A 20,626-nucleotide genomic window follows, 5' to 3' on the forward strand; every position below is an offset into this window, starting at 1 on the left:
AATGAATGACAGGCCGATGCCCGGCGGCTGCGACCGCGCGGACGATCGCCGCGCCCAGCCGCTTCGCCCCGCCCGTCACCAGCACGCGCCGCGGCGTCACTCCTTGAGGCCCATCAGCGCCAGCACCTCCTTGCGGCTGCGGTCATCCTCGCGGAACACCCCCATCATCCGGCTGGTGACCATCGCGACCCCGGGGGTGCGCACGCCGCGCGCAGTCATGCAGGCGTGGCTCGCCTCGATCACCACCGCGACACCCTGCGGCTTCAGCCCGTTCCAGATACAATCGGCAACCTCCGCGGTCAGCCGCTCCTGCACCTGCAACCGCCGCGCGAAGGCATGGAGCACGCGCGCGAGCTTGGAGATTCCGACGACGTGGTTGCGCGGCAGATAAGCGATATGCGCCTTGCCGATGATCGGCGCCATATGATGCTCGCAATGCGACTGGAACGGAATGTCCTTGAGCAGCACGATCTCGTCATAGCCGCCCACTTCCTCGAAGATCCGCGACAGGTGATGCGCCGGGTCGTCGCCATAGCCGGAACAATATTCGCGCCACGCCCGCGCGACGCGCTTCGGCGTATCGAGCAGCCCTTCGCGGCTGGGATCGTCCCCGGCCCAGCGGATCAGCGTGCGCACTGCTTCCGCTACGTCATCCGGCACTTCGAGCTTGCCGTCCGGCCCCAAGATCGCGGCGGGGGGGGATTTCTTCACGGGCTTCTCCTCGTCGATCATACCGCATTTGCGAAAAATTCCCGCGACGCGTCATGAACAGGTTCCAAAATGCAACTGTTTCCTTTCGGACACAGCCTGTAAAACTCCTTTACGCGCGCAGGCCGATTTCGTTTGACTGCGCAAAAATTCGAACGTTACTCTCCATACCGCAACATCAAACCGCAACCGGCAAAGACCGGTGCGACCCAATGGAGGGGGATGCCGATGACAAAATCCACTTTGCTCGCCGCTTCTGCTTTGACGATGGCATTTGCCGTTCCGGCATGGGCTCAGCAAGCCCCGACCGAAACGGCAGCGACCGGCGTCCAGGATATCGTCGTCACCGCGCAGCGCCAGTCGCAGCGGTTGCAGGACGTGCCGATCGCCGTCTCCGCCTTCACCTCGGAGAATCTGGAAAAGCAGCAGATCGTCAATCCGAGCGCGCTGCAGCAGACGCTGCCCAACGTCACCTTCACCAAGACGAACTTCACCTCGTCGAGCTTCACGATCCGCGGCATCGGCGATCTGTGCGTCGGCACGACCTGCGACAGCGCGACCGCGATCCACATCAACGACATGCCGCTGCTCAACTCGCGCCTGTTCGAAAGCGAGTTCTTCGATCTCGAGCGCGTCGAGGTGCTGCGCGGGCCGCAGGGCACGCTGTTCGGCCGCAACGCGACCTCGGGCGTGGTCAATTTCATCACCGCCAAGCCGGATCTCTCGGGCATCCACGCCGCGGGTGAATTCGAATATGGCAATTATGATTCGAAGCGGCTGAAGGGCATGTTCAACCTGCCGCTCAGCGACACGCTGGGGATCCGCGTCGCGGGCACCTGGCTCAACCGCGACGGCTATACCAAGAACCTCTACACCAACAGCAACATCGACGGGCGCGACCTCTATTCGGTGCGCGGCACCTTGTCGTGGGAACCCTCGGCCGACACCCGCGTCGATTTGATCGGCTATTATTTCCACGAGCGCGACAACCGCAGCCGCATCCAGAAACAGCTCTGCCACCGCGACCCGACCGGGGTGCTGGGCTGCTTGCCCGACAAGCTGACCAACCAGACGCTCAACGGCAATTCAACGCTGGCGACGATCCTCACCAGCCGCGAATTCCTCTCGCTGGCGGTTTCGCCGGCACTGGCCGGGCTCGGCCTCGGCAGCGTCTATCAGGCGCGCGACAGCTTCGCCGGGGTGGTCAACCCCGCCGACGTCCGCACGGTGAACATCGATTACCAGCCGACCTATTTCGCCGAAGAACAGCAATATATGGCGAAGATCTATCATAATTTCGGCCAGGTGAGCCTCAACATCACCGGCGGCTATATGAAGAATACCGTCGACTCGACCTCCGATTACAACCTCGCGGTCGAAAATTCCTATGCCACAAATGTCGGGCTCAACACGCTCTATGCCGCAGCCGGCCCGGGCGGCCCGCTGAGCGGATTGTTCGGCAAGATGCGCAACGCGCTCGTCCCCAACGGGCCGGGCTCATTGTGCCAATCGCTGGCGGATCCGAACGGCGTGGGCGTCTATGGCGGCAACGGCGTCTGCGCGCCGACCAGCCTCGACTTCGATCGCTCGCGCGCGACGATCCGGCAATATTCGGCCGAAGCGCATATCGACAGCTCGTTCGACGGGATGTTCAACTTCCTGCTCGGCGGCATCTATTTCGACAGCAAGGCGACCAATACCGATTATTACGTCAACAGCTTCGGGCTGGATTATGCCGCCGGCCTGCTGGGCGGTGCGCAGAGCGGCGGTGCGGCCTTCGCCGCGACGCCCTTCTATCGCAACAACGCCCCGAATTTCCGCCTGAAATCCTATGGCCTGTTCGGCGAAACCTATTTCAAGTTCAACGACAAGCTCAAGCTGACGCTCGGGCTGCGCTACAATCATGACGACAAGGAAGTGTCGGCGCGCACCACGTTGATCTCCGACACCAAGAGCGCCGTGGTCCCCAACGCCGCCGGAACCGGCCCGCTGCTCAATGCAGAGGGCAATCCGATCGTCGCCAGCGCCTCGTCGAGCGTGCTGGTGCCTTACGGCTCGACCAACGCCAATCCGTTCCTGAGCAACGGCAGCTACGACTTCGACTCGTCGACGGCGGGCAACCAACCGTTTGCCACCACCTCGGTCAGCTTCGGGCGGCTCACCGGCCGCGCGGTGCTCGATTACAAGATCAGCGACAACAACCTGATCTACGCCTCCTATTCGCGCGGCTACAAATCGGGCGGCATCAATCCACCGCTGTCGCCGGTGTTCTCGGTGCCCACCACCTTCGCGCCGGAAAAGGTCGATTCGTTCGAAATCGGCTCGAAAAACACCTGGGATCACGGCCGCTTCCGGCTGAACGTCACGGGCTTCTACTATAAGTACAAGGGGCTGCAGCTCAGCCGCATCGTCGCCCGCACCTCGGTCAACGACAATATCAACGCCGATATCTACGGCGTCGAGGCGGAAGCGATCATCAGCCCGATCCCGGCCTTCGTGGTCAACGCCAACTTCAGCTATATGAAGTCGAAGGTGACGGGCGACACCTATCTCGCCAATCCGCGCGACCCGTCGGGCGGCCGTTCGGACGCGGTGATCATCAAGGACCTCACCAACGCGTCGAACTGCGCGATCCGCCCGGCCAAGGGCTCGGCCGCCACCGCGGCGCAGGTCAATGCCTTCGTCAACGGGTTCAACTCAGCGGTGGGCCTACAGCCGACCACCCCGATCCCGGGCACCAACACGACCGGCGCCTTCTCGATCTGCTCGCAATTGGCGATCACCGCCGCGCGCAGCGGGCTGCCGTTCGTCGTCGATCCCAGCGGGGTGGAAACCAACGTCCGCGGCAACAGCCTGCCCAACGCCCCGTCGTACAAATGGGCGGTCGGCGCGCAATATACGATCAACGCCGGCGAATGGTCGATCGTGCCGCGCGCGGACCTCAACTATACCGGCAACAGCTGGGGGACGATCTTCAACAAGAACCCGATCGATCGCATCCCGGGCTATGCGGTGGTCAACGCGCAGCTGCAGATCAACGGGCCGAACGACCGCTTCTACATCCGCGGCTTCGTCCAGAACCTGACCAACAACAGCGCCACGACCGGCATGTACGTGACCGATCAGTCGTCCGGCCTGTTCACCAACATCTTCACGCTCGAACCGCGCCGCTACGGCGTCGCCGCCGGGTTCAAATTCTGACCCTCTCCGCCGGCCCCGGATCGCTCCGGGGCCGGAATTTCTGCCTCAACCGCCTAGTCTCTGAGACGAAAGCCTATCATTTCCCCTCTGAGGGAGGTGACAACGGGAAAAAGGCGGCGCACAAGCATCGCGCGCTCAAGAAGGCGTGATTCCGAAAGAGGCCGGTCAACCGGCGCAACAGGAAGGAATACAATGGCTACGACTACCAAGAGCGGCGGCATCCATGCTCCCGTCCAGCCCTCGGCGGAGCTGGGCGCCATCGTCGGCAACGACAAGCTGCCGCGCAGCCAGGTGATCAGCAAGGTGTGGGACTATATCAAGTCGCACAAGCTGCAGAATCCCGAGAACAAGCGTGAAATCCTCGCCGACGACAAGCTCAAGAAGGTCTTCGGCAAGGACAAGGTGACGATGTTCGAGATGAACAAGTACATCTCGCAGCACGTCAAGGCCTGACACTCAGCATTCGGCGCCGGTCGGTTTCGATCGGCGCCGTTTTTTGTGGGCGTGATTGCCTCAGGCAATCGTCACCCCGGCCTTGAGCCGCCCCCCCTCTCCCCGTTCGGGCTGAGCTTGTCGAAGCCCTGCACTTTTCTTCGGAAGGAAGAAGTGCAGCCCTTCAACAAGCTCAGGGCGAACGGAGGGGAGCCCGCGACGGGCACCCCTCAGGCCGCCTGCGGCGCCTGCGTCACCTTGACGATCGACAGCGCGCGGCGATGCCCTTCGCGATCGGGCCACAGGATCGATTGCCCTTCGCGCAGCCCGATCAGCCCCGCCCCCACCGGGGTGAGAATCGAAACGCGCCCGGCCGAGATATCGGCCTCCTTCGGATAGACCAGTTGCACGGTGCGCGCCGTGCCGTTCGCCTCGTCGATGAATTCGACGCTGGCGTGCATCGTCACCACGTCGCTGGGGATGCGCGCGGCGCGATGGATATGCGCGCGGCCGATTTCCTCCAGCAGCATCTCGCTCACCTCGGGCAGCCGATCCTCGGCGCCGATCGCGAGATTGGTCAATTTGTCGGCTTCTTCGTCGATCATATGGATCGGCGGACGCTTGGTCGCCTTGCTGCTCGTCATGTCTCTTGCTTTCCGCGGGGGTAGAATGAGGCGCGCGCGCCGGTTGATCGGGTGCCCCGGGTTCGGGGCATGTCGCGCCGGAACCCGGGGCTAAATGCCCGCGAGAAGCTGCCCCCCGTGGTGGCGAAAGCGAAAAAGGCAGCGTTCGATCTGCATCGCGCGATGATGTCTCCCGCGCGCGCTCAAGTCAAACCTCATGCATGACGGTGGCTGCGCATGGCGAAGCTCGAGGTGATCCGCGTCACCCCCGGCAGCCGCGACAGCACGTCGCGGTGGAAGGCGGCATATTCCTCCATTCCCGCGATCTGCACCCGCAGGACATAATCCCCCGCCCCGGTCATCAGATACCATTCGCGCACCTCGGGATGCTGGCGCAGCGCGCGTTCGAAGCGGAGCAGATATTCCTCAGTCTGCCGTTCGAGCTCGACCTGGACGATCGCCACCGTCCCCTCGTCGGGCGCACCGCCGGCGACGATCGCGGTATAGCCGCGGATCACCCCCGATTGTTCGAGCAACTTCACCCGGCGCAGGCAGGCCGAAGGCGAGAGCCCCACCGCCTCCGCCAGCGCGTTGTTGGCGATCCGCGCATTGAGGCGAAGCTGGGTGAGGATACGGCGGTCGGCCTCGTCGAGGGTAGACATGCAGAATATGCCATTTGATCGAAGATTATTCTGTCATGTCCTATCCCACGCAATAATGCACGCCAAATCGGCGGAGAATTCGAACGGGTCGCTGGCATTCCCGCACTCGGAGGATGCTCATGGCGAAACATCTTTGCCCCACCAGTTCGAGCCGGCTGACGATCGATCTGGGGGCGATCCGAGATAACTACCGGCTGATCGCCGCGCGCATCGCTCCCGCGATGTGCAGCGCGGTCGTCAAGGCCGATGCGTATGGGCTCGGCGCGGCGCGGGTCGCACCGATGCTGCGCGACGCCGGGTGCGGCATCTTCTTCGTCGCGCAGCTCGGCGAAGCGATCGCGCTGCGCGAAGCGCTCGGCGCCGGCAGCGAGATCCTCATCCTCAACGGCGTCGACCCCGGCGGCGAGCGGCTTTGCGCCGACCGCGGCCTCATCCCGGTGCTGAATTCGCTGAGCCAGGTCGAGCGCTGGCGCACACTGGCGCGCGAACGCGGCGCGGCGCTGCCCGCGGCACTGCAGGTCGATAGCGGCATGTCGCGGCTCGGCCTCGACGCCAGATCGGTGGCGACGCTCGCCGACGACGCCGCCTTCCCCCGCGAGGTGTCGCTACGGCTGCTGATGACCCACCTCGCCTGCGCCGACGCGCCCGGCAATTCCGCTAACGAAGCCCAGCTCGCACGGTTCGCGTTGGCGCGCGCGCGTTTCCCCGGCGTTCCCGCCTCGATCGCCAACAGCGGCGGCTCATTCCTCCCCGAAGAATTCCATTGCGACGTCGCGCGCCCCGGCATCGCGCTCTACGGCGTCGCGCCGAGCGCGCTGGCCGAGGGGCTGCGCCCGGTCGCGACGCTCGCCGCGCGCGTGATCCAGATCCGCGAGATCGAGGCCGGCACCGGGGTCGGCTACGGCCTGGATTACATCGCGTCCGAGCGGCGCCGGCTGGCGACGGTCGGCATCGGCTATGCCGACGGCTGGCCCCGCCACCTTAGCAATGTCGGCGCGGTCTGGCATCAGGGCACACGGCTGCCGATCACCGGGCGGGTGTCGATGGACAGCCTGACGGTCGACATCTCGGCGCTCCCCGACGAGGCGCTGGCCGAAGGCGATTTCGTCGAACTGCTCGGGCCCTCGCAAACGCTCGACGACGTCGCCGGCGAGGCCGGGACGATCGCTTATGAAATCCTCACCCAGCTCGGCCGGCGCCACGAACGCCGCTATGTCGACGGAGCACAGATATGCGCGTGATCGTTCTCGGCGCCGGCGTGGTCGGCGTGACCTCGGCTTATTATCTCCAGCAGGCCGGGCATGAGGTGGTGGTGATCGATCGCCAGCCCGGCCCCGCGCTCGAAACCAGCTTCGCCAACGCCGGGGAGGTTTCGCCCGGCTATGCCTCGCCCTGGGCCGCGCCGGGCATCCCGCAAAAGGCGGTGCGCTGGCTGATGATGAAGCACGCGCCGCTGATCCTGCGCCCCAAGCCCGATGCGGCGATGCTGCGCTGGCTGGCGATGATGCTGCGCAACTGCACCGAGGCGCGCTATGCGCTCAACAAGAGCCGGATGGTCGGCCTCGCCGAATTCAGCCGCGACGAATTGAAGGTGCTGCGCGAGAAGCTCGGCATCGCCTATGACGAGCGCGCGCAGGGCACGCTCCAGCTGTTCCGCACCGAAAAGCAGCTCGCCGGCGCGGCCAAGGACATGGCGGTGCTCGACGATTTCGGGGTCGAGTATGAATTGCTCGACCGCGCCGGCTGCGTCGCCGCCGAGCCGGGGCTTGCCGCGACGAGCGGCAAGTTCGTCGGGGGCTTGCGGCTACCCGGCGACGAGACCGGCGATTGCCAGATGTTCACCCGCCAGCTCGCCGACTGGCTGGCGGCAAATGGTGTCGACTTCCGCTACAACACCAATATCGAGGCGCTGGAACGCGACGCCGGCCGCGTGTCGGGGGTCAGGACCAATGCCGGATTGGTGCGCGGCGACGCCTATCTCGTCGCGCTCGCGAGCTTTTCCCCCGCGCTGCTCAAGCCGTTCGGGCTCGGCCTGCCGGTCTATCCGGTGAAGGGCTATTCGATCACCGTGCCGGTGGCGGACCCGGATCGCGCGCCCGTCTCGACCTTGCTCGACGAGACCTACAAGATCGCGATCACCCGGCTGGGCAGCCGCGTCCGCGTCGGCGGGATGGCGGAGATTTCGGGGTTCGACAACAGCCTCCCGGCGCGGCGGCAGGCGACCTTGCTCCACTCGCTCACCGATCTGTTCCCCGGCGGCGCGATCGTCGACGGCGAGACCAATTACTGGAGCGGCCTGCGCCCGATGACCCCCGACGGGCCGCCGGTGATCGGCGCGACCCCGGTCGACAATCTGTTCCTCAACACCGGGCACGGCACGCTCGGCTGGACGATGGGCTGCGGCTCGGGGCATCTGATCGCCAGCCTGATCGGCGGGACCAAGCCGGCGGTCGACCCGGCAGGATTGGCGATCGACCGCTATCGTTGAACCCCCACTTCCGCTGCTCCTCCCCACGTCACCCCAGCGAAAGCTGGGGTCTCGTGCCCCTGGTGGTGAGAGCACAACAGATGAGTCCCGGAATCCTTTCCCGGCATGACGGCTGAGAGAAGCGGGAACCATCCGTCTGAATCAATCCACCAGCGATCCGCGTGTGGAGGGAGATGCCAGCTTTCGCTGGCATGACGATGTGGGGTGCCGGATTTGCTTAGCCCCCTAGCAAAAAACCCAAGCATCACTTAGCGATAATCCGGTGAACGGGGTCATCGATAGTTCGTCCCGCCGGCGTCGGCGGTTGTCGCGGTTTGCGCTGGGAATAGCGGCGGCCGGCCTCCTCGCCGCCCCCGCGCTCGCGGCGGAAAGCGATCTGACGCTCTACGCCGATGCCATCGTGATCGATGGCACCGGCGCCCCGGCGCATCCGCATCAGGATATCCTCGTCCGCGGCGAGCGGATCGTCTCGATCGCGCCGCACGGGACGATCGCGGAGGACGCGACCGCGCGACAGGTCGATCTCGCCGGGCGTTATGTCATCCCCGGGCTGATCGACAGCCACGTCCATCTCGCCACCCCGCCCAACAATGTCCGCGCCAAGGCGCTACTCCGCCGCAACCTGTTCGGCGGGGTCACCGCGGTGCGCGACATGGCCGACGACCTGCGCCCGGTCGGCGAGTTGAGCCGCGAGGCGCTGACCGGGGAGATTCCCGCGCCCGATATCTATTATGCCGCCCTGATGGCCGGGCCGCCGTTCTTCCAGGACAAGCGCGTGCTCGCGGTATCGGTCGGCGCCAGGCCAGGCACCGCGCCGTGGATGCAGTCGATCGACGACGCCACCGATCTGCCCGCCGCGGTGACGCTGGCGCGCGGCACCTCGGCCACCGCGATCAAGATCTACGCCGATCTTCCGCCACGGCTGGTCAAGGCGATCACCGCGGAGGCGCATCGCCAGAATATCCGGGTGTGGGCGCATAGCGCGGTCTTCCCCACCCGCCCCGCCGACGTGATCGCCGCCGGCCCCGACAGCGTAAGCCACGTCTGCTATCTCGCCTATCAGGCCGCGCCGGTGATGCTCGCCGCTTATGAGGATCACACCCCGGTCAACGAGGCGTTGCTGGCGAAGAAGGGCGACGATCCGGTGATCGCGGGCCTCTATCGCGAGATGCTGAGGCGCGGCACGATCCTCGATGCGACCGGCAGCCTGTTCGTGCGCCCCGGCAAGGGGCACCGCTGCACCGGGCCGGCCACCATTCGGCTGACGCAACAGGCGTGGCGCGCGGGCGTGCCGATCTCGACCGGCACCGATTTTTCGCTTGGCGCCGACCAGCAATGGCCCGAGGTGCACGAGGAACTGCTGTTCCTCGCGCGCGACGTGGGGATGCCCGCGCTCCAGGTGATCCGGTCGGCGACGCTGATCGGCGCCGAGGCGGCGGGGCAGGCGCGCGACATGGGGTCGATCGAGCCGGGCAAACTCGCCAATTTCGTCGTGCTGACGCGCGACCCGCTCGCGGATATCGCCAATATCCGCGCGATCGAGATGACGGTGAAACGCGGCCGCGCCTATCCGCGCGCCGATTACCGGCCGATCACAAAAACTGAACTGGGGGATGAGGATGGCGATTGATCGACGCGATTTCGTGACGCGCGCAAGCGCGCTCGCGGCAATGGGCATGGTCTCGGCGCCGGTGCTGGCGGCGGCTGAGGCAGGCGGCGATCCGATCGCCGACTGGATCGTCGTCAATGCGCTCGGCGGGCTCGGCGACCCCAATAGCCCGCCCGACGGCACGCGCAGCGCGATCAGCCAGCGCGTGCTGGCGGACGCGCACGCCTCCGGGGTGACCGCGATCAACATCACGCTCGGCTATGTCGCCGGCCCCGAGGAGCCGTTCGAGGACACCGTGCGCGATATCGCGACGACCGACCGGATGATCCGCGACAATCCGCGCGACCTGATCAAGATTCTCTCCGCCGCCGATATCCGCCGCGCCAAGGCGGAGAAGAAGGTCGGGCTGCTCTACGGCTTCCAGAATTGCGCGATGCTCGGCAAGGATGCGACACGGGTCGATGTCTTCGCCGACCTCGGCGTGCGGGTGTTCCAGCTTACCTACAACCCCGCCAATCTGCTCGGCGACGGATCGATGGCGCCCGAAAATCGTGGGCTCACCCCGTTCGGCCGCGAGGTGATCGCGCGATTGAACGACCGGCGGGTGATGGTCGATCTGTCGCATAGCGGCGAGCGCACCTGTCTCGACGCCGCGCGCGCCTCGCGCGCGCCGATCTCGATCAACCACACCGGCTGCCGCGCGCTGACCGATCTGCCGCGCAACAAGACCGATGCGGAATTGCGGCTGGTCGCCGAGCGCGGCGGGTTCGTCGGGATTTATTTCATGCCGTTCCTCAACCAGAGCGGGCATGCCACCGCCGAGGATGTCGTGGCGCATATCGATCATGCGGTGAACCTGTGCGGCGAGGATCATGTCGGGATCGGCACCGACGGCACGGTGACCCAGATCGACGATCTCAAGGTCTATGAGGCCAAGCTCGCCAAGGAGATCGCCGATCGCCGCGCCGCCGGGATCAGCGCCACCGGCGAGCGTCCCGATACCTATCCCTTCGTCGTCGACCTGCGCGGCCCCGATCAGTTCCGCAAGCTCGCGCGGTTGCTCGAAGCCAAGGGCTATTCCCCGCGCCGCGTGGAGAAGATCCTCGGGCTGAACTTCCTGCGCTACGCCGAGACGATATGGGGCGGCTGACGCGATGATCGTGATCGGCGCGGACAAGGTCGCACGCGCGCTCGACCATTCCGGCTGCATCGCGCTGATGCGCGAGGCGATGATCGCCCTGTCCGAAGGGCGCTCGCAGCAATTGCTGCGCGGGATCATCGATCTCGGCGGCGGCGATGCCTTCGGGGTGATGCCCGGCGCGCTGGAGGACGCGGGGTTCGGCGCGAAAGTGGTGAGCGTCTTCCCGGCCGCTGCCGCGAAGGGGCGGTCGCATCAGGGCGCGATCCTGCTGTTCGACCGCGACAGCGGCGCGCCGGTCTGCGTCGTCGATGCCGGCGAGGTCACCGCGATCCGCACCGCCTGCGCCTCCGCCGCCGCGACCGATGCGCTGGCGCGCGCCGATGCGACGCGGCTCGCGATCCTCGGCACCGGCGAACAGGCGTGGCAACATGCGCTGGCGATCCGCCACATCCGGCCGCTCGACCGCATCATCTTGTGGGGCCGCGAGATGGAGAAGGCCGCCGGGCTCGCCGGGCGGATCGCCGAAACGCTCGCGCTGCCGGTCGAGGTCGCGCGCGATCCCGCGGAGGCGGTGCGCGACGCCGATATCGTCTGCACCACCACCGCCGCCGCCGAACCGATCCTTACCGGCGACGATATCGCGCCGGGCACCCATCTCAACCTGGTCGGATCGAGCCGCGCCGGCCCCGCGGAGATCGACGGCGCGCTCGTCCGCCGCGCGCGCTTCTTCCCCGATCATCGCGAGGGCGTGCTGGCGCAGGGCGCGGAGTTCCTGCGCGCGAAACAGGCCGGGCTGGTTGCCGACGATCATGTCCTGCCGGAAATCGGCGCAGTCTATGCCGGCGCGGTGCAAGGCCGACGCGACGCGCGCGAGATCACGATCTACAAGTCGCTCGGCTCGATCGTGCAGGATCTCGCCTGCGCGGCCTATCTCTATCGCAAGCTGGCATAGGGCGGCCGACACTCAATTTATCTCGTCATGCCGGCCCTGATCCGGCATCCAGCGCCACACGCGGCCGTGTTTGTGGCTCCGGAGGACGGCAAGAGCGACGACCTGCCCCAGCGGCGCTATTTCACGGGAGACCCACTTGTTCACGATCGAGGAATTGGAGCGCGCGCATCGGCTCGTCCGCAGCATGCTCCCCGAAACGTTGCATTATGCCTGGCCGACGCTCGCCGCGCGGGTCGGCACGACCACCTGGATCAAGCACGAAAACCATTTGCCGACCGGCGCGTTCAAGGTGCGCGGCGGGCTCGTCCATGTCGAGCGCCTCGCGCGCGAAGGCCTCGCGCCCAACGGGCTGATCTCGGCGACGCGCGGCAACCACGGCCAGTCGCTCGCGCTCGCCGGGCGGCATTTCGGGGTGCCGGTGACGATCGTCGTCCCACGCGGCAACAGCGTCGAGAAGAATGACGCGATGCGCGCATTCGGCGCGACGCTGATCGAGCATGGCAATGATTTCGACGCCGCCAAGGTCGAGGCGGTCCGGCTCGCCGACGAACAGGGTCTGTGGTTCGCCCCCTCGTTCCATCGCGATCTGGTCACCGGGGTCGCGACCTGGGCCTATGAGCTGCTCAGCGCCGCGCCCGATATCGATATCCTCTATGTCCCGATCGGGCTGGGCTCGAGCATCTGCGGCGCGATCCGTGTGCGCGATCTGCTCGGCCGCAAGACCGAGATCGTCGGGGTGCAGAGCACCCACGCCCCCGCTTACGCTCGGTCGCTGGAGGCCGGCGAGCCGGTCGAGATCCCCTCGGCCGACACCCGCGCCGACGGGCTGGCGGTGCGGATTCCCGACGCCGCCGCGCTCGATATCATCCGCGCCGGGGTGTCGCGGATCGTCACCGTCAACGATGCCGAGATCGCCGATGCGGTGCGCGCTTACTGGGCCGACACCCACAATCTCGCCGAGGGCGCCGGCGCCGCCGCGCTCGCCGCGGTAGTGCAGGAGCGCGACCAGCTCGCCGGTCGCTGCGTCGGGCTCCCGCTGAGCGGCGGGAATATCGATCTCGCGCTGTTCAGCCGCTGGATCCTGGCGGGGGACTGAGCCGCTATTCCTTAATTTCCGTCATTCCCGCGAAGGCGGGAATCCATTGACGCTGAGGGTGCGATTCTAACGCCAGACCTGCGTGAATGGATTCCCGCCTTCGCGGGAATGACGAGAAGGGATCACTCCACCGTCACCGATTTCGCCAGGTTGCGCGGCTGATCGACATCGGTGCCCTTGGCCACCGCGACGTGATAGGCGAGCAATTGCACCGGCACGGCATAGACCAAAGGCGCGATCAGCGGGTGGACCTTGGGCATCGTGATCGTCGCGAGGCACCCCTCGCCCGCCGCCTCGACCCCGTCATAGTCGCTGATCAGCACCACCTTGCCGCCGCGCGCCTGCACTTCCTGCATGTTGCTGACGGTCTTGTCGAACAGCGGCCCGCTCGGCGCGATGACGATCACCGGGACATTCTCGTCGATCAGCGCGATCGGGCCGTGCTTCATCTCCCCCGCCGCATAACCTTCGGCGTGGATATAGCTGATTTCCTTGAGCTTTAACGCGCCCTCCAGCGCCAGCGGATAGTCCGTTCCGCGGCCAAGATAAAGCACGTCGCGCGCCCCCGCGACCGCGCCGGCCATCGCCTCGATCGCCTCGTCATAAGCGAGCGCGGCGTTGAGCGCCGCCGGCGCCTGCGCCAGATGCTTGACGATCGCCTTCTCATCCGCCGGGGTCAATCTGCCCTTGGCGCGCGCGAGATTGGCGGCAAGCGCGGCGAGCACCGCGAGCTGACAGGTGAACGCCTTGGTCGAGGCGACCCCGATCTCCGGCCCGGCGTGGGTGGGGAGCAGCAGGTCTGCCTCGCGCGCCATCGTGCTCGTCGGGACATTGACCACCGCGGCGATCGTCTGCCCCTCGCTGCGCGCGTGGCGCAGCGCGGCGAGCGTATCCGCGGTCTCGCCTGATTGGCTGATGACGATCATCAGCCCGCCCGGCTCCATTACCGGCGTGCGATAGCGGAATTCGGATGCGACATCGAGGTCGACCGGCACCCGCGCGAATTGCTCGAACCAATATTTGGCGACCATCCCGGCGTAGAAGCTCGTGCCGCAGGCGACGATCGTCACGCGCTTGATCGACGACAGATCGTAATCGGGGATCGGCAGCGTGACGCGATCCTCCATCCGCTGGAGATAGGCGCGCAGCGTCTGGGCGACGACGATCGGCTGCTCGTAAATCTCCTTCTGCATGAAATGACGGTGGTTGCCCTTGTCGATCAGCGCCCCGGTCACCCCGGAGATCGTCACCGCGCGCTCGACGGGGGTATTGTCGCGATCGAACACCTCGGCGCTGTCGCGGGTGCAGATGACCCAATCGCCCTCCTCGAGATAGGCGATCCGCTGGGTCAGCGGCGCCAGCGCCAGCGCGTCGGAGCCAAGATAGGTCTCGCCGTCGCCATAGCCCACCACCAACGGCGAGCCGAGCCGCGCGCCGATCAGCATGTCGGGGTAATCGCGGAACAGGATCGCCAGCGCAAAGGCGCCGTGGAGCCGCGGCAGGATTTCGCGCACCGCCTCGGCCGGGGCGAGCCCCGCCTCGACCTTCTCGCTCACCAGATGCGCAACCACCTCGGTATCGGTCTCACTGGTGAAGACCCGACCGCGCGCGATAAGTTCCTCGCGCAACGACTTGAAATTCTCGATAATTCCATTGTGGACCACTGCGACGTGATCGGTCGCGTGCGGGTGCGCATTGTTGGTCGTCGGGCCGCCGTGGGTCGCCCAGCGGGTATGCGCGATCCCGACCGTGCCGGGCAGCGGATTGGCGGCAAGCTCGCGCGCCAGATTGACCAGTTTCCCCGAGGCGCGGCGACGATCGATCACCCCGTCGTGAACGGTGGCGACCCCGGCGGAATCATAGCCGCGATATTCCAGCCGCCGCAGCCCGTCGAGCAATCGCTCCGCCACGTCTTCCTTGCCCAGAATGCCTACGATGCCGCACATGAAACGCCTCGATCATCTAGAGTGTGTAGGGAATGCGGACCCCCGGCATCGTCGCCGGAAAGTCTTTGGTATTACGCGTTACCAGGATCGCCCCATTAACCTGCGCCGTCGCCAGGATGAAGGCATCGAGCAAGGTCATCCGCATCCGCTGACGGATGTCCGCCGCCAATCTGGCGATGCGCTGGTCGATTTCCACCACCTCGAACGGCTGGAGCAGCGCCTGGATCTCGCTGCGCGTCTCCGGGGGCTCGCCAGCGAGCAATTCGGTCCAGACGATGCGGCTGATGCGATGCCGCGAATAGCGCCCGAGCTCGCCGATCGCCTCGGCGCGGCCGAACAGCCAGTCGACCAGGATATTGGTGTCGAAGAACGGGTCGGACACGCCGGTCAGCCGCGATCGTCACGCATCGCGCGCTGATAGTCGACCGCATCGCCGATATCGCGCCGCGCACGCCAATAGCCTGCCCCGCGCGCGATCCAATCGCCCCCGACCTCGGCACGAAACGCGGCCACCGCCTCGCGCACCAGCGCAGCGCGCGACTTGCCCTGCTCGGCCGCGCGGCGATCGAGCCATTCGATATCCTCATCAGGAATGTCGACTAAAGTGCGCATGATTACCGTAACTTATCGACTCAATCTCCGTTCGCTCTGAGCTTGTCGAAGGGCTGCACCTCTTCATCGGAAGGAAATGCAGGGCTTCGACAAGCCCAGCCCGAACGGGGCAGGTATGATATCTAGATATCATATCGCGATATCATTTCAACCTTTCTTCCGCGCGATCATCTTCTCGCGGAAGCGCGCGGCCCAGCCCGGCTTTTCTTCCTGCGCCGGGCGGACGAGCGCGAGCGCGTCGGCGCTCACCTCCCGCGTCACTACCGAGCCGGCGCCAACGATCGCGCCGTCCCCGATCGTCACCGGGGCGACCAGCGCCGAATTGGAGCCGATGAACGCCCCCGCGCCGATCTTGGTCTTATATTTGAAGAAACCGTCGTAATTGCATGTAATCGTGCCCGCACCGATATTGGCACCGGCGCCTATCTCGGCATCGCCGAGATAGGTCAGATGGTTGGCCTTGGCGCCCTCGCCGAGCACCGCTTTCTTCATCTCGACGAAATTGCCGACCCGCGATTTGGCCTCCATCACCGCGCCGGGGCGGAGCCGCGCATAGGGGCCGACCGAACAGCCCGCGCCGACGCTGGCGCCCTCGAGATGGCTGAAGGCGTGGATGATCGCGCCGTCGGCGATCGTCACCCCGGGGCCGAACACCACATTGGGTTCGATCGTCACATCGCGGCCGACCTTGGTATCGTAAGCGAACCACACCGTCTCGGGCGCGATCAGTGTCGCGCCGTCGGCCATCGCCTCGGCGCGGCGGCGATCCTGCCACGCCCGCTCCACCGTCGCGAGTTCGGCGCGGCTGTTGACCCCGGCGACCTCGGCCTCGCCCGTCTCGATCACCGCCGACGCGCGCCCGTCGGCAGCGGCGAGCATCACGATATCGGGAAGATAGAATTCGCCCGCCGCATTGTCGTTGCCGACTCGCGCGAGCAGCGCGAACAGATCCTCGCCGCGCACCGCCATCAGGCCCGAGTTACAAAGATTTACAGCGCGTTCTTCAGGCGTCGCATCCTTATATTCGACCATCTTGACGATCCGCCCGTCGGGGCCGGCGACGATCCGGCCATAAGCCGCGGGATCGAGCGGCCGGAAGCCGAGTACGACCGCGGCGGGGCGGTCGGCGGCGTGGAGCCGATCGAGCATCTCGCGCATCGTCGCCGTCCCGATCAGCGGCACATCGCCATAGAGAACAAGCACATCGCCCGCGAACCCGCCCAGCGCCGTCTCCGCCTGGCGCACCGCATGCGCGGTGCCGAGCTGTTCCGTCTGATGCACCACCTCCGCGCCGAGCGGGGCAACCGCCGCCTCGACCTGCGCCCGCCCGGCACCGACCACCACCACGGTGCGTGCCGGCGCCAGTGCCGCAACATTGTCCAGCAGATGCAGCAGCATCGGCCGCCCGGCGAGCGGATGGAGCACTTTGTGCAGATCGGACTTCATCCGCGTGCCCTTGCCCGCGGCGAGGACGATGGCGGCGATCGGAGCGGCAGACGGTTTGTCGTTCATAAAAGACGCTTTCGCATTGGATGCTTGCCATTTCCAGAGCGCTGCTGTCTGGCGCATGACCGATGCATGTTTTTCCGTTCACGATCGTCGGGTTCGATCTCGACGGCACGTTGCTCGATACCAGCGCCGACCTGACCGCGGCGGTCAACCACGCCCTCGCGGCTGACGGGCGCGCGCCGCTGGCGTTCGACGACCTGCGTTCGATGATCGGCGGGGGCGGGCGGCGGATGATGTCGCTGGCGCTGGCGGCGACCGGCGGATATGACGAGGCGCTGCTCGACCGGCTCAATGCGGTGATGATCGACTTTTACGCGGCACATATCGCGGACCATACGATCCCTTTTCCCGGCGCGGTGGCGATGCTCGACGAATTGGCGGCGCGCGACGTGAAGATCGCGGTGGTCACCAACAAGGCGGAGGCGCTGACCCGCCCGCTGCTCGATACGCTCGGCCTCACCGCGCGCTTCACGACGATCATCGGCGGCGCGGGCAAGCCCTCCCCGCTGCCGATCGAGACGATGATCGCGCAATGCGGGGGTCTGGACGACGGCGGCCGCGCGGCGTTCGTCGGCGATTCGCATTTCGACGTCGACGCCGCGCAGGCCGCGGGGATACCCGCCGTGGCCTGTGCGTTCGGGTTCCTCACCAAGCCGGTCGACCAACTCGGCGCCGACGCCGTGATCGACCATTTCGACGAACTGATCCCGACCCTCGAGACATTATGACTTACCAGGAACGCCTGACGATCTGGCGACTGTTGCTTGCGGTCGCATTGTCCTTCGCCATCACGATGGCGCTGCTGCCGCACCCGCCGACGCTGGTGAACGTCAGCGACAAATGGCAGCATATGGCTGCCTTCGCGACGATCACGATGTTCGCGGTGCTCGGTTACCCGCACACCCCGCTGCTGCGCATCGCCGAGCGGCTGTCGTTCGTCGGCGCGCTGATCGAGGTGGCGCAGTCGATCCCCGCGCTGCACCGCGATTGCGATATCTTCGACTGGGTCGCCGATACCGCGGCGATCCTTGCGGTGATCATCGTCGTGGCGATCATCCGGCATGTCCGGAACGACGCCACATTTTGATCCACAGATGCCGCGCGAGCATCGCCGGCGGCATCCGCAGCCAATGTGACCTGACGTAAAAGGCGAGCCGCGTCGCCGGCCGCGTCCCGCGCCCCCAGCCGTCGCGCGCCAGCAGGCGGCGGCGCGCGGCGGCGTCGAACAGCGGCTCGGCGGGTTGCGGCGGGATTGGCGTATCGAACAGCGCCGCCGCCAGCCGCAACGCGCGCGCGACCGCCCGCGACGCCTGATGCTCGGCCGCACGGGAGACGAGCCGCGCAGGATAATCGGCATCGCGCGCGGCGAATTCGCGCACCAGCCGGTCGATATCCCACAGGTTGCGCAGGCCCCCCGAAAGATCGCCATCGGCGAACAGATGGATCGCGGCATGGATCACCACATCCTCGGGCGACAGCATCGCGACGCCATCGGCCAGCGGCACCGCGTCGGCGATCAGCTTCGCCGGATCGGGGGTGGAACGCGCGGTCGGCGGAAGGATCGTATGGTGGACGTCGATCATGCGATCGCGCTCGCGGTGGATCAGCGGTGGCAGCTCGTGCATCCAGCGCCGGTAATAGGCATCGTCATAGGGATCGGATTTCACCCATTCCCACCCGGCATCGAGCAATGCCGCCTCCGCCCGTGCCAGCATGTCCGCCGGGACGAGGATGTCGAGATCGCCGATATGCCGCCCCTGCCCCGCATCGAGCCCGGCGGCGACGAACGCCGTCCCTTTGAGCAGGATCACCGGGCAATCGAGCGCGGCAAGCGCGCGCCGCGCCATCACCGCCTCCCACAAGGCCTGCCGCCGCCCTTCCTCCGCCGACAGGATTGCCGCCGCGAGGATCGCCTCGACCGGGGCCGGCAGCGGCAACCCGCGCAACCGGAATGCGAGCGTGCCGATCAGCAGCTCGGCGCGCGCGATCGCGATCACCGCATTCCATTGCGCCGCATCGAGCGCGCGCGCCTCGCCCGGCGCGGCGAGCAGGCGGCACAGCAGCCGCGCGCTCATCCTTCGGCCTCGATCGCGGCGATCGCGGCGTCGGCGTCGGGATAGTCGAGCGCCATCGCCGGGGTTTCACGGACGAAGCGGGTCATCGCCGCAAAACCGCGCTCGCCCAACGCGACATAATTGGTCGAGGCCTGGGTCAACCGCACGAACGCCTCGCCGGCCCCCACCGCGCGGCGCTCGGCCGCGAAGCCGAAGCGCGGGAACACCAGCCGCACCGCGCGCGCCGGCACCTGCATCGCCGCGACCGCCGCATCGTCGGGGACGAGGTGACGGATATCGCCCTTCGGCGTCCCCGCCATCAGCGGCCCGAACCGCGCCGCCGGCAACGCCGCGCGGACGACCGCAATCGCCGCGTTCTTCAGGCTGACGAGCCGCGGAAAGGCGTGAACCAGCCCGGTCTCGGGATCGACCAGCGCGAATTCGTCCCCCATCAGCCGCCAGCCGCGCGCGGCGAGCAGCGCCGCCAGCGTCGATTTCCCCGCCCCCGATTCGCCGGTCAGCACGATCGCTTCCCCGCCGCGCTCGACCGTCGCGGCGTGGAGCAGCAGGAAGCGCCGCTCGCCCAGCGCGAGTTGCAGGTTCATCGCCATTTCGGCGGCGAGCAGCCCGTGCGCCAGCGGCAGCGGCGCGGCATCGGGGAGCATATAATCCCCCGCGATCGCCACCGAGGGGCGGATGAACCGCCGCCACGGCCGCGTCGCCGAGAGCCGGACATTGTAATCGGCGATCCCGTCCTCCGGCGTCGGATAGCCCGCGTAAAGCGTGCGCAGCGCCGCCACCGGCGCGCGCCAGTCGCTCCCGACGCGAAACCCCACCGGGCCGATGCGGACCGAAAAGACGTGTCTCATCGCGCCTCGACCAGCCCCGCGGCGACCAGTTCGTCGAGCCGCTCGATCAGCGCCGCATGTTCGTCATCGGCAAGCCCGAACGCCGCCGCCAGCGCCTCGATCGAGCGCCACTCCCCCGCCATCGCCGCGAGCAGCTCGGGCACCGGCGCGACGACGATATGGGTCAGCCCCGACGCGCGATGATAGATCGCGACGAGATCGTCGAGCGGCGCAACGCACAGCCCCTCGGCAACCGGCGCGCGATAGCGCGTCGCGGCCACCGCTTTTTACTTCCGCAGCATCTGGAGCGAGGCGAAGCAGGTGAAGCCGGCGGTGCCGCGCTGCAGCCGGCCGACATATTTGAGATAGGCCCGGCTGCGTTCATAATCCACGCCGGGCAGATTGCCCCCGCTCGCCAGCGCCCGCTTCACATCCTCGCCCTTCAGCGGGCGCGGCGGCGGGGCGAAGGCATTCTTGGTGCCGGCGGGGACGACATTGCCGTTGCTGTCGATAAACCCGCCCGCGCGGCTCGGATCGGGCACCGGGATGTCGCAGGCGAGCACTGAGCCGGCGGTCTGCGCCAGCGCCGGGCGGATCGAGACGACCGCCGCCGCCCCGGCCGCGCCGAGCATCAGCGCACGCCGCCGCGTCGCGCCCTCCGCTGTCGTATCGCCCTCGTCGCTCATCGCCGTGTCAGTCCCATAATCGGCCCCGGCAGACAAGCCGGGCAAAGAAAGCGTATCGC

21 protein-coding genes are annotated in these 20,626 nt (G+C 66.9%); 10 read left to right on the plus strand and 11 right to left on the minus strand.

The window, feature by feature from the left end:
• Positions 1-96 precede the first annotated feature (96 nt).
• Complete coding sequence (folE, locus tag BGN95_RS17175; RefSeq protein ID WP_265268241.1) at positions 97-711, minus strand: GTP cyclohydrolase I FolE; 615 nt, start codon at positions 709-711, stop codon at positions 97-99.
• A gap of 225 nt (positions 712-936) precedes the next feature.
• Here folE and BGN95_RS17180 point away from each other — a divergent pair, with 225 nt between their 5' ends.
• Together BGN95_RS17180 and BGN95_RS17185 are read left to right on the plus strand one after the other, a co-directional pair.
• The gene (locus BGN95_RS17180) at positions 937-3,909 is read left to right on the plus strand and encodes a TonB-dependent receptor (RefSeq protein ID WP_286773460.1); all 2,973 of its coding nucleotides are present in this window, start codon (positions 937-939) and stop codon (positions 3,907-3,909) included.
• A gap of 192 nt (positions 3,910-4,101) precedes the next feature.
• Complete coding sequence (locus BGN95_RS17185; RefSeq protein WP_174837569.1) at positions 4,102-4,362, plus strand: SWIB/MDM2 domain-containing protein; 261 nt, start codon at positions 4,102-4,104, stop codon at positions 4,360-4,362.
• Positions 4,363-4,571: 209 nt separating this feature from the next.
• Here BGN95_RS17185 and rnk read toward each other — a convergent pair whose 3' ends face one another.
• Both rnk and BGN95_RS17195 read right to left on the minus strand, forming a co-directional pair.
• Positions 4,572-4,985 carry a nucleoside diphosphate kinase regulator gene (gene rnk, locus BGN95_RS17190; RefSeq protein ID WP_265268239.1) on the minus strand — a complete coding sequence of 138 codons (414 nt, stop codon included), beginning with the start codon at positions 4,983-4,985 and terminating at the stop codon, positions 4,572-4,574.
• A 194-nt stretch (positions 4,986-5,179) separates the two neighbouring features.
• On the minus strand, positions 5,180-5,626 hold the full coding sequence (locus BGN95_RS17195) for an Lrp/AsnC family transcriptional regulator (RefSeq protein WP_265268238.1): 447 nt from the start codon (positions 5,624-5,626) through the stop codon (positions 5,180-5,182).
• Between the two features lie 119 nt (positions 5,627-5,745).
• Between BGN95_RS17195 and alr the strand changes: the two genes are divergently transcribed.
• From alr to BGN95_RS17225, 6 genes are all read left to right on the plus strand, one after another.
• Entirely contained in the window at positions 5,746-6,867 is a 1,122-nt protein-coding gene (gene alr / locus BGN95_RS17200) for an alanine racemase (RefSeq protein WP_286773461.1), read from the plus strand.
• Positions 6,858-8,114, plus strand: a complete 1,257-nt coding sequence (locus BGN95_RS17205) for a D-amino acid dehydrogenase (protein ID WP_286773462.1) — start codon at positions 6,858-6,860, stop codon at positions 8,112-8,114. The genes alr and BGN95_RS17205 overlap by 10 nt, the downstream gene beginning before the upstream one ends.
• Before the next feature lie 304 nt (positions 8,115-8,418).
• Positions 8,419-9,744 carry an amidohydrolase family protein gene (locus BGN95_RS17210; protein ID WP_286773463.1) on the plus strand — a complete coding sequence of 442 codons (1,326 nt, stop codon included), beginning with the start codon at positions 8,419-8,421 and terminating at the stop codon, positions 9,742-9,744.
• Positions 9,734-10,873: a dipeptidase gene (locus tag BGN95_RS17215; RefSeq protein ID WP_286773464.1), complete on the plus strand. Its 1,140-nt coding sequence runs from the start codon at positions 9,734-9,736 to the stop codon at positions 10,871-10,873. Before BGN95_RS17210 ends, BGN95_RS17215 begins: the two co-directional genes overlap by 11 nt.
• 4 nt (positions 10,874-10,877) lie before the next feature.
• Entirely contained in the window at positions 10,878-11,816 is a 939-nt protein-coding gene (locus BGN95_RS17220; RefSeq protein ID WP_286773465.1) for an ornithine cyclodeaminase family protein, read from the plus strand.
• Positions 11,817-11,952: 136 nt separating this feature from the next.
• Positions 11,953-12,912, plus strand: a complete 960-nt coding sequence (locus BGN95_RS17225; protein WP_286773466.1) for a threonine dehydratase — start codon at positions 11,953-11,955, stop codon at positions 12,910-12,912.
• A gap of 122 nt (positions 12,913-13,034) precedes the next feature.
• Here the strand turns inward: BGN95_RS17225 and glmS are convergent, their stop codons facing one another.
• The 4 genes from glmS to glmU all read right to left on the minus strand — a co-directional run bounded on the left by glmS (position 13,035) and on the right by glmU (position 16,982).
• A complete protein-coding gene (gene glmS / locus BGN95_RS17230) occupies positions 13,035-14,858 on the minus strand; it encodes a glutamine--fructose-6-phosphate transaminase (isomerizing) (protein ID WP_265312239.1) in 1,824 nt (607 codons plus the stop codon).
• Positions 14,859-14,874: 16 nt separating this feature from the next.
• Positions 14,875-15,240 (minus strand): type II toxin-antitoxin system VapC family toxin, encoded by a 366-nt coding sequence (locus BGN95_RS17235; protein WP_179511906.1) that lies wholly within the window; start codon positions 15,238-15,240, stop codon positions 14,875-14,877.
• A 5-nt stretch (positions 15,241-15,245) separates the two neighbouring features.
• Positions 15,246-15,470, minus strand: coding sequence for a ribbon-helix-helix protein, CopG family (locus BGN95_RS17240; RefSeq protein WP_218850069.1), 225 nt, complete (start codon positions 15,468-15,470; stop codon positions 15,246-15,248).
• Between the two features lie 147 nt (positions 15,471-15,617).
• The gene (gene glmU / locus BGN95_RS17245) at positions 15,618-16,982 is read right to left on the minus strand and encodes a bifunctional UDP-N-acetylglucosamine diphosphorylase/glucosamine-1-phosphate N-acetyltransferase GlmU (RefSeq protein ID WP_286773467.1); all 1,365 of its coding nucleotides are present in this window, start codon (positions 16,980-16,982) and stop codon (positions 15,618-15,620) included.
• Positions 16,983-17,044: 62 nt separating this feature from the next.
• Between glmU and BGN95_RS17250 the strand changes: the two genes are divergently transcribed.
• Complete coding sequence (locus BGN95_RS17250) at positions 17,045-17,707, plus strand: HAD hydrolase-like protein (RefSeq protein ID WP_286773468.1); 663 nt, start codon at positions 17,045-17,047, stop codon at positions 17,705-17,707.
• Entirely contained in the window at positions 17,704-18,066 is a 363-nt protein-coding gene (locus tag BGN95_RS17255) for a VanZ family protein (protein ID WP_265268994.1), read from the plus strand. The genes BGN95_RS17250 and BGN95_RS17255 overlap by 4 nt, the downstream gene beginning before the upstream one ends.
• On the opposite strand, the gene BGN95_RS17260 is transcribed toward BGN95_RS17255, so the two are convergent.
• From BGN95_RS17260 to BGN95_RS17275, 4 genes are read right to left on the minus strand one after another with little or no spacing between them, the layout of a single operon-like run.
• Positions 18,032-19,054, minus strand: a complete 1,023-nt coding sequence (locus BGN95_RS17260; protein WP_286773469.1) for a nucleotidyltransferase domain-containing protein — start codon at positions 19,052-19,054, stop codon at positions 18,032-18,034. The genes BGN95_RS17255 and BGN95_RS17260 overlap by 35 nt on opposite strands.
• Positions 19,051-19,902, minus strand: coding sequence for an HprK-related kinase A (locus BGN95_RS17265; RefSeq protein WP_286773470.1), 852 nt, complete (start codon positions 19,900-19,902; stop codon positions 19,051-19,053). The genes BGN95_RS17260 and BGN95_RS17265 overlap by 4 nt, the downstream gene beginning before the upstream one ends.
• A complete protein-coding gene (locus BGN95_RS17270) occupies positions 19,899-20,162 on the minus strand; it encodes an HPr-rel-A system PqqD family peptide chaperone (RefSeq protein WP_265268991.1) in 264 nt (87 codons plus the stop codon). Before BGN95_RS17270 ends, BGN95_RS17265 begins: the two co-directional genes overlap by 4 nt.
• A gap of 6 nt (positions 20,163-20,168) precedes the next feature.
• On the minus strand, positions 20,169-20,567 hold the full coding sequence (locus tag BGN95_RS17275; RefSeq protein WP_179511913.1) for a hypothetical protein: 399 nt from the start codon (positions 20,565-20,567) through the stop codon (positions 20,169-20,171).
• Positions 20,568-20,626 lie beyond the last annotated feature (59 nt).

This window comes from Sphingomonas sp. 66-10 (genome assembly GCF_001897045.1).
Lineage (GTDB): Bacteria > Pseudomonadota > Alphaproteobacteria > Sphingomonadales > Sphingomonadaceae > Sphingomonas > Sphingomonas lycopersici.